Here is a 13,834-nt window from a genome sequence, read left to right on the forward strand (position 1 = left end):
GGCCGCCTCTGAATAAAAGAGATTGCCTTTAGCTTTTAGTATGCAAATTAGTGAGTTACAGTAAGCTCTACGCCGTGCTCAGAGAGAATTTCTGAAATGTTTGAAGGAGGTGTCTGGCTGGTAAACAAATGTGATGCCTGGCTGATATTCCCAAGCCGGATCATGGCGTTTCGGCCAAATTTGGAGTGATCTGCAGCAAGGAAAACCTGTCTGGCGTTTTCAATTATCGCTTGTGCAACTCTGACTTCCTGGTAATCAAAATCAAGGAGTTCACCATCATCATCGATCCCGCTAATGCCAATTAATGCGAAGTCGACTTTAAACTGTTTTACGAAATCCACCGTGGCTTCGCCGATGATGCCGCCATCCCTGTTTCTAACAGCGCCCCCGGCGATAATGACATTGAAATCCTCTTTTGAACTCATAATGCTGGCAACGTGAAGATTGTTTGTGATAACCGTGAGGCCGCGATGTTTTAGCAGTGCCTTGGCTATAGTCTCGGTGGTGGTGCCAATATTAATGAACATGGAGGAGTGATCCGGAATTTTGCTGGCAATGGCTTCGCCTATGCGCTTTTTTTCTTCCAGGTTCTGGATCTTTCGGTCACTATAGGCTGTATTGAGCGTACTTGAAGGGATCCCGGCTCCGCCATGATAACGTTGTAGCTGCTTTTCCTGGTCTAGATAATTGATATCCCTTCTTATTGTTTGGGGGGTGACTTGAAAATGCTGAGCCATGTCGTCGATCGTTACAAACCCACGCTCCGCCACAAGTTCGATTATCTGTTTGTGTCGCGTTTCCTGTGCCATTGAATATGCTCTGATTGTTTCTCAAACTGGCCTGTATTATGAACCAATTCAAATCTTTTTTCAGTGATGGTTTCATAAAGAGAAATATATCGATAATATGTTCGCAATCGAATCTCTAATCGTAAAATGTAGATTTAATGATAATTAACGAATATGGAATAGGCAGATTATGACTCGCTATCTACTCGCGATAGATCAGGGGACTACTAGCTCACGAGCGATTGTTTTTAGTCAGGATGGGCATGCAGTTGCTTCGGCGCAAAAGGAATTCCCTCAGCATTTTCCCCAAGATGGCTGGGTAGAGCACGACCCTGATGAGATATGGTCTTCTACGTTAAGTGTTTGCCGAGAGGCAATTGAACGTGCAAATGTAGATGTGCTCGATATTGCCGGGATTGGTATAACCAACCAGAGAGAGACAACGATTATCTGGGATCGAGAGACGGGCGACCCGATCTACAATGCGGTTGTCTGGCAAGATCGCAGAACTGCAGACGTATGCAAGAGCCTTAGGCAGCAAGGCTTTGAGGAAGAGGTCGTGCAGAAAACAGGTCTGCTGATTGACCCGTACTTTTCTGCTACAAAAATCAGCTGGATTCTAGACCATGTGGACGGTGCTCGTGCTAAAGCTGAACAGGGCCAATTAGCGTTTGGCACTGTTGATTCATTTCTCTTATGGAAGTTAACGGGCGGCAAAAGTCATAAGACCGATGCGACCAATGCGTCTCGCACCTCACTGTTTAATATTCATACTCAACAGTGGGATGAAGCGCTATTAAAGGCGTTCAATGTTCCCCGTGAAATTTTGCCTGAAGTGCTCGATAGCAGTGATGACTTCGGTTGCTGTGAGGCTGATTTGTTGGGAGCAGAGGTGCCAATATACGGTATCGCAGGGGATCAGCAGGCGGCCTTGATTGGGCAAGCTTGTTTTCAACCCGGCATGGCAAAAAGTACTTATGGCACCGGTTGTTTTCTAATGCTTAATACGGGCGATAAACCGGTCCGGTCAGAAAATCGTTTATTGACTACCGTTGCCTATCGCCTCGATGGCAAGGCAACTTATGCAGTTGAGGGCAGTATATTTATAGCGGGTGCTGCGATTCAATGGTTGCGTGACGGTCTAAAGCTGATTGGCTGTGCATCTGAAGCAGAAGCATTGGCGTTTGAAGCGGGCTCGGACAACCCTGTTTACCTGGTGCCCGCATTTACTGGGCTCGGCGCGCCATACTGGGACCCTCATGCGCGCGGCGCTATTCATGGGTTAACCCGGGACACGGGTATTGCCGATATTGTTACTGCGGGGCTACAGTCGGTCTGTTATCAAACTAAAGACCTGGTAAGGGCGATGCAGAATGATGGTGCCAGTTACAAAGCGCTAAGGGTTGATGGGGGTATGGTGGTAAACAACTGGCTGGTGCAGTTTTTGGCTGATATCTTAAATGTGACCGTAGATAGGCCAAAGATAACTGAAACTACGGCGTTGGGGGCTGCCTACCTGGCAGGGCTAAAAGCGGGGCTCTATAAAGATCTCGAAGAGATCTCCGCACTGTGGGCGTGTGAGCAGCGCTTTGAGCCGAATATGCAACCAGATAAGCGTGAAAGACTGTACTCTGGCTGGCTGGATGCTGTAGAGCGTGTTCGATAGGTGAAAACGTTAATGGTAGAGCTTGTTACTGTGATTGGTAACGGCTCTATTGCGGTGTTTTCGATGAGCGCTCAGACCACTGGAAGGCGATAAGGTGGTCAGCAGCCAGGCTGATATTGATTTGATCACCAATATATAAATCCTGATGACTGGGGAAAAGCCCTTCAACCACAGCGCCTGATTTTAGCTGAATTCGATACAGTGTTGATGTACCGGCAAATGTTTTGCTGATAATTTGACAGCTAAGTGATGAGTCAGGGTCAAACACAATATCATCAGGTCTCACCAGAATGTCTACATGGCTGCCACTTTCCCAGCCGTATGCCCGGTTTCCTTCTATTATGCCAAGCTCGGTCTCAAAGGTTTCATGAGATATGAGTGTACCTTTTATAAAGCATCCCTGACCGACGAAGCTGGCGACAAAGCGGTTAACAGGTTCGTGATAAAGGTTATATGGGCTGTCCCACTGCTGAATTATCCCGTCTTTAATGACACCTATTTGATCACACATTGCAAATGCTTCTTGTTGATCATGGGTCACTAATATGGCAGTCATATTAAGAGACTTAAGAATATCGCGGATATCCAGGCTAAGCCTTTTTCTGAGCTCTACATCCAAATTTGAAAAAGGTTCGTCTAATAATATAAGTGATGGTTCTGGTGCCATTGCTCTTGCTAACGATACGCGCTGCTGTTGGCCCCCGGAAAGTTCGTGGGGGTAGCGGTCAGACAAGTCTGAAAGGTTGACCAGCTCAAGCATCTCGGCAACCTTGGTTTTCCGCTTGTGCTTGGCAAGTTTGTGAAGGCCGTATCCGATGTTCTGAGCAATGGTCATGTGAGGGAATAGGGCGTAATCTTGAAATACCATCCCAACAGGGCGTTTTTCAGGAGCAATACTGACACTTGAAGAAGAAATTACTTTGTTCTGAAGTGAAATGGAGCCTTTGCTTACCGGGTGGAAGCCCGCTATTGCCCTGAGGATTGTGCTTTTGCCGCAGCCGCTCGGCCCCAAAAGGCATCCAATATCGCCTTCATTCAGGTTTAGTGAAAGGCCCGCTATGATATCTTCGTCATCATAGCGGCACGTCAGGTTTTCAATTTTAAGCAGTTGAGACATGAGAAAGCACAGTCTTCATGAATGGGCGGTAGTGCCGGTTAGTAATTTAAGGATCGTCATCAGCTATTGCAAAGAAGAAACTCTAGCAGCGCTTTCTGAGCATGAAGCCTGTTTTCAGCCTCATCCCATACCACTGAACGCTCATGATCCATCATGCTGGCACTGACCTCTTCTCCGCGGTGTGCGGGTAAGCAGTGCATAAATAGCGCATCAGAGTTCGCATAGCTCATCAACTCAGGCGTCACTTGATAGTCCTTAAAGACCGCGGCTCTTGCGCTCTGCTCCTCCTCCTGTCCCATTGATGCCCAAACATCTGTCACGACAAGGTCTGAATCAATTACAGCTGATTTTGGGTCACGAACTATGCTGACTCTGTCCGCATTATCTTCCATCAGTGGCTGGCTAGGGTCATAGCCTTCAGGTGAGGCAACGACCAGTTCAAAGTTGTATTGTCGTGCAGCGTTGATGTACGAGTTGCACATGTTATTGCCATCACCGACCCATGTCACTCGCTTGCCTTCAATTGATCCTCGATGCTCCTGATACGTTTGCATATCAGCTAATAGCTGGCAAGGGTGGAAGTCATCAGTCAGCGCATTAATAACCGGGACTTTCGAATATTGAGCAAATCGCTCAATTTTGTCATGTTCAAATGTTCTGATCATGATTGCGTCCACCATTCTGGAAAGCACTCTGGCGCTGTCTTCGATGGGTTCACCTCTGCCAAGCTGGGTGTCTCTTGGTGACAGGAAAATTGAGCTGCCTCCAAACTGCGCCATTCCGGACTCAAATGATACGCGGGTTCTGGTCGAAGACTTCTCAAAAATCATACCTAATACGCGATTTTTAAGCGGTTCGTAGATCTTACCCTGCTTGTGCTCATTTTTTATCTCAATTGCACGCAGTGTGAGTTTTTTGAGCTCATCAGGGGTGAAATCAAGCAATGTTAAAAAATGTCTCAGTGCCATGGATTTAGTTCTCAGGTTGGAGTGCGCTTAACGTGGTGCCTGCCTATCATCTGCCGCGTAGAGCTTAACTATTTTAACAATAGAGTGGGCTAGAAAGTCGGCTTCTTCATCGGTCATTGTTAGAGCTGGCAGCAGTCGAATCACCTTCTCTGACGTTATATTGAGTAATATCCCTGCTGCTTTAGCGAGAGGCAGTAACTCGGGGCAGGGGGCATTCATTTCGATGCCGATCATGAGGCCTTTGCCACGGATTGAGGACACGTAGTTAGTACTGCCCAGATTCTCGGATAATATGTTTAGTATTTTATCGCCAAGTTCTTTGGCTCGGCTCGTTAGATTTTCTTGCTTTATCTGATTTACAACAGCGAGTGCAGCGGCGCATCCAAGCGGGTTTCCCCCGAAAGTAGAGCCGTGAGTTCCGGGTGTAAATACCTCCGCAGCAGCGCCTCTTGCAAGGCAGGCGCCGATTGGAAACCCATTACCTAGCCCCTTGGCTGTTGTGACAACATCAGGATGTATGCCGTAACCTTCATAGGCAAAATAGGTGCCTGTTCTGCCGTTGCCTGTTTGTACTTCATCAAGCATTAATAGCCAGTTACGTGTATCGCAAATCTCGCGAAGTGACCTCATGTACTGTTCTTCGGCTATTGATAGCCCGCCTTCGCCCTGAATAGGTTCAAGCATGATGGCGACAACGTTCGGGTTTGACTTGGCAACATTCTCAATGGCTTGTATATCGTTAAATGGCACGCGTATAAAACCGCTGAGCAAAGGTTCAAAGCCTGCTTGAACTTTTCGATTGCCTGTTGCTGTTAAGGTCGCCATTGTTCGGCCGTGGAACGCGTTATCCATGACGATTATTGAAGGTGTTGCGATGTCATTCTGGTGGCCGTAAAGTCGAGCTATCTTAATGGCGGCTTCATTGGCCTCTGCTCCAGAGTTAGAGAAAAACACGTTCTCCATACCTGAAATTGCGCATAGCTCCTGAGCCAGTTTGGACTGTATTGGAGAGTGGTATAGGTTTGAGCAGTGGACTAGACGACCTGATTGATCTTTTATTGCGCGAGTGACTGCCGGGTTGGTATGCCCCAGCCCGCAGACAGCGATGCCTGTAAAGGTGTCAAAATACTTGTTCCCATTAGTATCGTACAGCCAGCAGCCTTCACCTCTCTCAAAGGCAATAGGCAGTCGACCATAGGTATTCATCAGTGGTTGTTCGGCCATAACGCTTTTTCCAGACTCCAGACAGACCCATATAAACGCAAAAAGGCAGCGATAGCTGCCTGAACGACAATTAATCATATCGGTATTTTCATTGATTGGCAATAATTCGCAAAGGAAGTGTTCAACAAGGCTTAAAGAGGCTGAGGTTTACTGTAGATAGGGTTAAAATGTACTTTAAGTGCCTACTGTCTCTATGGGTGAGTGTTTTATCACTGCTCATTAGAATGGTTATGATTAGGGGTTATTGGAAATGTTGAGTAAGCCATGAATGCAATAGAACTAAATATTTTTAACAGTCGACTAGAGGCTATCTGCGATGAGATGGGAGTGACCCTCAAGCGCTCTGCATTTTCCCCTAACATAAAAGACCGGCTGGATTTTTCGTGCGCAATATTTGATGGCAAAGGAAAACTGTGTGCTCAGGCCGCTCATGTGCCTGTTCATCTGGGGAGCATGGCTTATGCAATGGAAGGTGTTATCGAGCGCCAAGAGTGGGCTGAAGGCGATATGCTGGTAATGAATGACCCTTTTTTGGGTGGAACCCACTTGCCTGATGTGACGGTTATTGCGCCGGTATTTATTGGTGGTGAATTGACGGCCTTTGTTGCTAATCGAGCCCATCATGCCAATATTGGAGCATCAACACCGGGTTCTATGCCCGTCTCTAGCACACTGGAAGAAGAGGGGGTTCTTATTAAACCCCAGCTATTGATTAAAGCTGGGGTCAACAATAAGCAAGTGTGGAATCAGCTGGCTTTTAACACGGGGCAGGGGGAAGATGACTTTCTCGGCGACTTTCAGGCTCAGGTCAGCGCCAATCAAGGCGGTGTCAAGCGTTTGTCGCTACTAATACGGGAGCTGGGGGCGGACACTTTTTTGAGTCATGTCGTAGAGTTAAATAGCTATGCGCGCCGTTTGTCCCGCTCGGCTCTTTCTGCTCTGCCTGACGGACGATACGTGTTTGAAGATATAATGGATTCAGATGGTTTTGGTCAAAGCGAGATTGCAATTTGCTTGTCTATGACGATTTCTGAAGGCAGCATTTCTCTTGACTTTAGCAATACTTCCCCGCAAGTTCGGGGCAATATCAACTGCCCATTAAGTGTTACTGCAGCGGCTGCGTATTACGTGTTTCGGTGCCTGATGCCGGAACAGATGCCTGCTTGTGCCGGTGCTTTTGATTCAATAGCGTTGATTGCACCAAAAGGCTCTCTGGTGAATGCAGAGTTCCCTGCTGCGGTTGCTGCAGGCAATGTTGAAACGAGTACGCGGCTGGTTGACGTTATTATCGGGGCTTTAGCCAAGGCTTCGCCTGAGGGCCTGCCAGCAGCAAGCCAGGGAACGATGAATAATATTGCAATGGGGGCGAGCAATAGCGGCGGTAAATGGGATTATTATGAGACGATTGCAGGTGGTGGAGGTGCATCAAAAGGTCGCTGCGGACTGTCAGTGGTACAAACGCATATGACAAACACGCTAAACACACCCATTGAGAGCCTGGAAATGCATTACCCTTTACTTGTGACTCAGTACAGTGTTCGAAGAGAAAGTGGTGGCCTGGGCCTATGGAGAGGGGGAGATGGAGTCACAAAGCGCTATCGTTTCAAAGAGCCGGCGACTGTTACATTACTAACCGAAAGAAGAGTATCCGGCCCCTGGGGTAATAATGGTGGGGGTACTGCTGCCGTTGGTGTAAATCTCTACAATGAGAAACCTGTTGGGGGTAAAGTCAGTTTTAAGATCGTGCCTGGAGATACCGTGGAGATAAATACGCCTGGCGGCGGTGGTTGGGGGGATATTCATTCGATATAGCTGTCATGAATCAAGATAGTAGTCGACTAATATAGTCGGATATAGAAAAAAAGAGTAGAATGTCGACCAATAAGTTATCAGTATTCGCTAATGTTTTATTTTCCTGATTTGGAGGTGTACCTATGGATATAATGGATACGATTAAAGAGCAGATAGAAAGCAATGATATATTGCTGTACATGAAAGGTACTCCGCAGGCGCCTCAATGTGGTTTTTCCGCTAAAACTGTTCAGTCACTAATGGCCTGTGGCGAAAGATTTGCCTATGTTAATATTCTGGAAAATTCAGATATTAGAGAGAATTTGAAAGTTTACTCCAACTGGCCTACGTTCCCTCAGCTTTACGTTAAAGGCGAACTGGTTGGGGGTTGTGACATTGTTCTTGAAATGTATGAAAGTGGTGAGCTGAAAGAGTTGGTTAAAAAAGCGGCTGAGTCTGCATCTGAAAGTTAGTGCTCCGTCTTGTTTGATATCAAAGCCACGTTGTATAGCGTGGCTTTTTTATTTGTTGATATTTATGTTTGTAGACCCTGCTTTATTGATTATTTGAAATAGGGTTATACCTAATAGATACCCGGTATTTGAAACCGAATGACTTGTCTTTCTTTGGCGGCGCAGGGTAGGGGCTTGCGTCCAAAGCTATCCTCCTGACAGCCTGATCTAATATTCTATGACCGCTGGATTTTTTGACTAATGCGTTTTTAAGTGAGCCATTTGAGAAAAGCATCAGTTCCAGTGTCAATGTTTTACTCTCTTTAAGCTTGCTGATGATTGGGTATAGGCGGTCATGAAACTCTGGGTTTGTAAGTTTCTCAAACAATTTTGTTTCATATTCCGAGAGCTCTGGTAGCTCAGGGTCGCTGGATAGTTGGGTTACGGAGGCTTTCATCTCCTCTTGTTGTCGAAACAGGGATGCAATCTCCGCGAATGATTTTGATGCCGCCTGACTTTTACTCGATACGGCAATATCTCTTCTAACATCAGGAAGGTCTGTTTTAATTTTTGGAATAAATATATTTTCTTGTTTGACTGATTCTGAAGACTCGTTCGGCGTTGTTTTAGTGTCCGTGCCTTGTGTGTTTTCTTTGGCAGAGCTTACCTGGTTATTGCTCGTTGATGCTGTTGTGATTAGCTCTTTTGAAGCATTCAGCAGCTTCTCTTTGTTTAATATCTCTTCAGCTGTTTCCTCGGGTTTATTCGAAGGGTTGTTTGCTTGCGTTTGGATTGCTGAGCTTGTGGGCTTTGATGAAATAACAATCTGTACCGGGATGGTCTTTTTGGTTTCTATTTCGGGGAGTATATGAAAGAGTGCAATACCAAGCAATGTGTGAAATAAGATCGCAACGGATATTGCGAGTGCGATTCTATAAGAGGATGTGGTGTTAGTTTTTTGCATATACAGCATGCAGAAGGAGTCCAGCCATCTGATGGGTTAACTCCTCCCAGCTAGACTCTCGGTTAGGGTTATTGGGCTGCTGCGCCAGACATTTTGCGAAGATTACCCATTACGGAGTTCATTGCCCGGTCAACCAGTAGCCCTTGTTCAAGCACTTTTACTCGACCTTTCCTCATCTCATGGGCAAGCTCGCGCCTGCTTTTCTCAACCACCTTGAGCCCCATTCTATTAACAAATATCAGACAGTCGGCTTCGTCTATTTTTGTTGATAGTTTGCAGCGGAATTTGCTGCCATTAACCAGTGAAAACTCTATCCAGCTGCCGGACTCAATCGCATCCACTTTGAGTAGATGTTCTGTAATTGCAGCATCCTCAATCTCTTTTTGCTTCTGGATGGCTGTTTTTTCGATTATTGAGGTGTGTGCAGAAGGTGCCTCATCCGCAAGCTTGCTTATGTTCTCCGGTTCACTTTTCGTAGCCGCCGATAGCGATTGCTGTTTGAATGCATCGGTCAAGGCCTTTTTCATATCCGCCATGGTCTGATCCAGACGAGCGGAGTTATAGGATACTTCCTGCAAGCCTGACTTAATCTCTTTGAGCAAACCTGGTACTGTTCTGACCCATCGTTGCCTTGCTTTGTCATCTGAGTGGGGCATTAAGCACCAGATCAACTGCTCAAGAGTGTCGGTCGTTTGTTGCCAGCGGTGCTCTTTGTCGTCTTTGAGATAAGCAAGAAACATTACTCGGCTCCAGCCATTTTGTATTGTCTCTTTGGCTGTTGCCGGGATATTCACTGACGCTAGTTTCGACTTGATAATATCTTCAACTGTCTGCTGGGCTTTATTGGATTTGATCCGTCCTTCTTCTGATTCCTTTGTTCTCTGTTCAACGATCTTTGCTTTGCGCTCCTCTTTCTCGATAAATGATGAGAACTGCTGGTAAAGCGTGTCAAAAAGCTGAATGTCGCCGCTAAATTCATCCAGTACGGTGTGCACTACACTGTGAATTTGCTCATAAAGCTTATCCCGTTGCTTCTCTGACGCATCATTCCAGCCAATACCTGCCTTCGCAAGTGCGTTCAGTAGCTTGCGTGCGGGGTGACTGTTCTTGGAAAAGAACGTCTTGTCTTTAATGACAACCTTCAGGATTGGAATTTGGAGTCGGCTAATCAGCACCTGTATTGGTGCGGATAAATTGTAATCTTCAAGAATGAACTCAAATAGCATGGATACCAGATTGATCAGGTCTTCATCCATCTGGTTTAAGCTGGAGCTCTCTCCGGATGCCTTGTTTTTCTGCTCCAGCAGTGCACCTAATGCGTCTCGAATATTGATAACGGTTGGAGTCTTGTCATCGAGGATCTGCTGTGGCATTTGCTCTTGCAGTGTTGAGAGCATGGACATCAGCTCACTATCTGCAACAAACTCTACACTTCCGTTGGTTGGCGCTGAAAACCCGGTGCCTGTTTGTTGACGAACATTGGCAAGCAGTGATTGTAGCTGGGAAAATATCTCGATCCCGCTGGCTGCCTTATCTGTGCTATCCGAATATGCAGTGTCGATAGGTGAAACTGAAGAGTTGCTGCTTTTTGCTGTGGCTCTGCTTTTCTTGTGCTGATGCTTGAGATCAGGAAGTATGCCCGCTTCAATCAGTTTTTTGTTGGCGCGTTCATAAACATCGCCAAGGTTTGACATAACAAAACGGTCAAACTGCTTGTAGACAATTAGCTTCTCCCGGATATCAATTTCCAGATTTATGCATGCCTGTGTAAATGCGTTGCAGATATGTTCTGGGTCGAGAGGGTTGGCTATATCATCTCTGTTTTCCGGGCTGTAAATTGATGACATGCGGGTTTGAATTTGAAGAAGTTGGCCCTGAAAGTTTGCTCGGGCTTTCGTTATCATCGTATTGGTTGCAACATCTTCTTCGAGCGCATCTTCTTGTACCAGCGAGAGGCTGTCTACATTTACGTCGTCAAGAGCGTCTTTTGCACCTGAGTGCTTCAGCCTGGGAGGTGTTTTGAATAAGTTGGAGAGTGCAAGTTGAAAGTGGTTTTCAATGCCTTTTCGTTGAATTCGAATCTCTCTCATGGCTTCAAAGAAGCGGTTTTGCTCATTATTGCTTCTGGCACCGTTTGCAAGCTCAAAAAACGAGTCATCAATACCGTCGAACATGCTTTGTAGCAGTTCCATTAGGGAAGAGATAGCATCTGTTTGAATGGTCTTCATATCCTTATGAATGTTGTGTGCTAACCCCGACATTTTATGATCTTTAATATAGCTAATGCCAGATTGGTTGTTCATTAAATACTCCCATGGACGACTCTCAACCTGATGATCTTGCCGAGCTCACCGAATGCACCACTTTATATGTGCTTATTATTAGTCTGCCTCTGTCATGATACATTTACCTTTTTAAGTATGCATGCCTACTTAATCACTTAGCAGAGTGTATTTCAAAAATCAAACTTAAGGCTAGTATAGCAATAAAATATAACAAAAAAACACAGAAAATCGCTATTTCTTTGGGGTTTTTTCACTTTATTGCATTTATGTGCGGCAGGGCAGGGCTCTGTCATTTAGAGGGGGGTGAAATCCTTACTGTTTTGACAACGTTGTCTTTTATTTGTCGTATTTCCATTTTGTGTTTGTGGAGCTTAAGGCATACGCTTGTGTCGGGGATGGATTCCAGGGCTTCAGTTATTAGGCCGTTGAGGGTTTTGGGGCCAGATGTTGGGAGATTCCAGGAGAGTGTTTTGTTTATAGAGCGAATGGTTGCGGAGCCGTCTATGATATAGCTTCCATCTTCCAGTGGTGTAATGTCGGCACTACTGGAGGAAAAATTGGTGGTAAATTCACCCACAATTTCTTCGAGAATGTCTTCCATTGTTGCGATCCCCATAATATCTCCATACTCATCTACAACAATGCCTATGCGTCTCTTCTCTTTCTGAAAATTCATGAGCTGCGTATGGAGGGGGGTGCTTTCGGGTATGAAATATGGTTCCCGGCACTCTTGTAGCAATGATGCTTTGTTGGGCGTTTCCTGTGAGAGTACCCGGGTTAGATTTCGCAGATGCAGTATGCCGATGATGTTGTTAATGTCATTCTTGTAAATGGGGAGTCTGGTGTGTTGACTGGACTGAATTTGGGTGATGATATCCGAAAAATCGTCCTCAATATCTATGCCTACGATCTCGTTTCTGGGCACCATGATGTCGTTAACGGTTACTTTCTCCAAGTCCAGTATGCCGACCAGCATATCTTGGTGTTTGCGAGGGATTAATGCCCCGGCTTCGTTGACAAGTGTTCTAAGTTCTTCTCGGCTTAGGTTGTCAGAATTGCTGTTATCTTGACTGATGCCTAGTAGCCTTAAGAGATTGTTGGTAATCAGGTTAACGCTCCAGACCAGTGGATAAAGCAGCTTAAGCAGTGGAGTAAGGATGTATGATGCTGGAAAGGCGATTTTTTCTGGGTAGAGTGCTGCCAGTGTTTTGGGGGTGACTTCTGCAAAAATAAGTATTACGAGGGTGAGGAGTGCGGTCGCGATGGCAATGCCGGCGTCACCCCAGAGCCTGAGAGCAATTATTGTTGCAATTGAAGAGGCGAAAATATTTACAAAATTGTTACCGATCAGTATGACGCCAATCAGCTGGTCGGTACGGTCAAGGAGTTTGCTGGCTCTCTGGGCGCCCTTGTGTCCATTTCTGGTCAGGTGCTTCAGACGATACCGGTTGAGCGACATCATTCCTGTTTCTGAGCTGGAAAAAAAACCTGACAGGATAATTAGCAGTATCAGTATAAAAAATAATAACTCGGTTGAGCTTTCGTTCAATGTGGTAGGTGCTCTTGCGGAAGGTTAAGTTCGAAGACTAAATTGCATTAATTGGCCTGTCAATAGTTGCCTTTAGAGTATGATCTCAATGACCAGTTTGCTTCCAAAATATCCGAGCATAAGAAATAGGCAGCCCCACAAAGTCCACTTGCTTGCGGTGATGCCTCTCCAGCCTTTTACCTGTCTGCCAATCAGTAGAGCTGCAAAAATAGACCAGGCAATGATCGATAGTATGGTTTTGTGCGCCAGATGCTGGGCGAAGAGGTTGTCTATAAATATTGCTCCGCTGACAATTCCCAGGGTTAAAAGAATCAGCCCGGTCCATATCATTTCAAACAGGAGTGTTTCCATAGTTTGCAGGGGGGGGAGATTGCGGATCAGGAGGCTTGTATAGTTTGTTTTTAGTTGCTTGTTTTGGAGATATAGCAAAAATGCCTGACCGGCGGCCAGTGTGAAAACGCTGTAAGCAAGAACCGAAAGAATAATGTGAGATAGTATGCCGCTGTTTTGGTATGTAAGTTCTTCAGGGCTGGCGTCAAATAGTAGTGCGCAAATGATGGTGGCAATGGCGATTGGGTAAGTGACCAAAAACAGGTTTTGGGTGGGTCTCTGCACGCTAATGATAAGAAGTACGGCGACGATTAAGCTTGCGAAAAGCGATGATGCATTAAAGAAGCTGAGATCCAGTCCCCCATTTACGGAAACGAGGCCGTAGGTCATTGTGCTATGAGCGGCTGCGGCGACCAGTCCGATTAACAGTGCGAAAAACGGCTTTGAGGGTACCTTGCGAAAATAAATTAGCGCTTGGTAAGTTGTGCCAAGCGTATAAAGAGCTATTGATGTCAGCCCGAAAAAAAGTATGTTCATGGTCGTCCGTAAGGATGTGGTCTGGTACAAAACAAGCTATAGATTACCAGTCATCTGCGTGTCTGTGTACTGTTTAATATCAAAGCGTTTAAACTTCTTCTTCCGATCTCTGTTAAGTGTTGTCTCGTTTTGTTGGAAACTCTCGGTTATAATGGCCCGATTG

The 13,834-nt window shown here is 45.9% G+C and carries 11 protein-coding genes; 3 read left to right on the plus strand and 8 right to left on the minus strand.

The genetic code is table 11. The features are described 5' to 3' along the window. Positions 1–47: 47 nt before the first annotated feature. Positions 48–809, minus strand: coding sequence for a DeoR/GlpR family transcriptional regulator (locus MY523_RS02565; RefSeq protein WP_250657249.1), 762 nt, complete (start codon positions 807–809; stop codon positions 48–50). A 169-nt stretch (positions 810–978) separates the two neighbouring features. Here MY523_RS02565 and glpK point away from each other — a divergent pair, with 169 nt between their 5' ends. Further along, entirely contained in the window at positions 979–2,454 is a 1,476-nt protein-coding gene (gene glpK, locus MY523_RS02570) for a glycerol kinase GlpK (protein ID WP_250657250.1), read from the plus strand. A 46-nt stretch (positions 2,455–2,500) separates the two neighbouring features. Here glpK and MY523_RS02575 read toward each other — a convergent pair whose 3' ends face one another. Genes MY523_RS02575 through MY523_RS02585 form a run of 3 tightly spaced genes read right to left on the minus strand, consistent with a single transcriptional unit; the run spans position 2,501 to position 5,763 of the window. Continuing rightward, on the minus strand, positions 2,501–3,571 hold the full coding sequence (locus MY523_RS02575; protein ID WP_250657251.1) for an ABC transporter ATP-binding protein: 1,071 nt from the start codon (positions 3,569–3,571) through the stop codon (positions 2,501–2,503). Between the two features lie 59 nt (positions 3,572–3,630). Further along, positions 3,631–4,539 (minus strand): ornithine carbamoyltransferase, encoded by a 909-nt coding sequence (gene argF, locus MY523_RS02580; protein ID WP_250657252.1) that lies wholly within the window; start codon positions 4,537–4,539, stop codon positions 3,631–3,633. Positions 4,540–4,566: 27 nt separating this feature from the next. Next, complete coding sequence (locus tag MY523_RS02585; RefSeq protein WP_250657253.1) at positions 4,567–5,763, minus strand: aspartate aminotransferase family protein; 1,197 nt, start codon at positions 5,761–5,763, stop codon at positions 4,567–4,569. A gap of 264 nt (positions 5,764–6,027) precedes the next feature. Here MY523_RS02585 and MY523_RS02590 point away from each other — a divergent pair, with 264 nt between their 5' ends. Beyond that, the gene (locus MY523_RS02590) at positions 6,028–7,575 is read left to right on the plus strand and encodes a hydantoinase B/oxoprolinase family protein (RefSeq protein WP_250657254.1); all 1,548 of its coding nucleotides are present in this window, start codon (positions 6,028–6,030) and stop codon (positions 7,573–7,575) included. Positions 7,576–7,697: 122 nt separating this feature from the next. Then, positions 7,698–8,027 carry a Grx4 family monothiol glutaredoxin gene (gene grxD, locus MY523_RS02595; protein WP_250657255.1) on the plus strand — a complete coding sequence of 110 codons (330 nt, stop codon included), beginning with the start codon at positions 7,698–7,700 and terminating at the stop codon, positions 8,025–8,027. A gap of 82 nt (positions 8,028–8,109) precedes the next feature. Here the strand turns inward: grxD and MY523_RS02600 are convergent, their stop codons facing one another. The 4 genes from MY523_RS02600 to MY523_RS02615 form a co-directional block, all read right to left on the minus strand. After that, positions 8,110–8,970 (minus strand): TonB family protein, encoded by an 861-nt coding sequence (locus tag MY523_RS02600; RefSeq protein ID WP_250657256.1) that lies wholly within the window; start codon positions 8,968–8,970, stop codon positions 8,110–8,112. A gap of 68 nt (positions 8,971–9,038) precedes the next feature. Beyond that, the gene (locus MY523_RS02605; RefSeq protein ID WP_250657257.1) at positions 9,039–11,273 is read right to left on the minus strand and encodes a DUF1631 domain-containing protein; all 2,235 of its coding nucleotides are present in this window, start codon (positions 11,271–11,273) and stop codon (positions 9,039–9,041) included. A gap of 271 nt (positions 11,274–11,544) precedes the next feature. Beyond that, positions 11,545–12,804, minus strand: coding sequence for an HlyC/CorC family transporter (locus MY523_RS02610; protein WP_250657258.1), 1,260 nt, complete (start codon positions 12,802–12,804; stop codon positions 11,545–11,547). Between the two features lie 72 nt (positions 12,805–12,876). After that, positions 12,877–13,671 (minus strand): cytochrome C assembly family protein, encoded by a 795-nt coding sequence (locus tag MY523_RS02615; protein WP_250657259.1) that lies wholly within the window; start codon positions 13,669–13,671, stop codon positions 12,877–12,879. Positions 13,672–13,834 lie beyond the last annotated feature (163 nt).

It is taken from the genome of Alkalimarinus coralli, assembly GCF_023650515.1.
GTDB classification, from domain to species: domain Bacteria; phylum Pseudomonadota; class Gammaproteobacteria; order Pseudomonadales; family Oleiphilaceae; genus Alkalimarinus; species Alkalimarinus coralli.